Origin of the sequence: Halomonas sp. SIMBA_159 (genome assembly GCF_046536035.1) — a bacterium.
GTDB classification, from domain to species: domain Bacteria; phylum Pseudomonadota; class Gammaproteobacteria; order Pseudomonadales; family Halomonadaceae; genus Vreelandella; species Vreelandella venusta_A.
This window is the reverse complement of the sequence record NZ_JAWJBT010001014.1, coordinates 1-256: the sequence shown is the minus strand read 5'-3', so window position 1 is coordinate 256 and position 256 is coordinate 1. Positions and strand designations below refer to the sequence as shown.

1 protein-coding gene is annotated in these 256 nt (G+C 53.1%); it reads left to right on the top strand.

What is annotated here, in order from left to right; all coding sequences use genetic code 11:
- Window positions 1-256, top strand: a 256-nt coding sequence (locus tag R0J87_RS22320) for a LysR substrate-binding domain-containing protein (protein ID WP_498889052.1), incomplete at both ends; no start/stop codon positions are given.

Below are 256 nucleotides of genomic sequence, written 5' to 3'. Positions count from 1 at the left end.
GTAACGTCCGGTATTGCGGTGACCCCTGTGCTTGTTCTTTCGTCAATGATAATGGTGCGCGACGCTGTGCGCGCTGGCGGTGGAGCCGGCTTGTTGCCGGTCTCGTTAGTTGCTCAGGATATTCAATCTGGAAAACTGGTCTGCTGGGGTGATGCCGACGCGGCAGCAATCGAGTTATGGGCACTTTATCCATCCCGTCGTTTACTCAATGCCCGGGTTTCAGCTTTTCTTGAACATTTAAAAGCCGCTTTTCCGA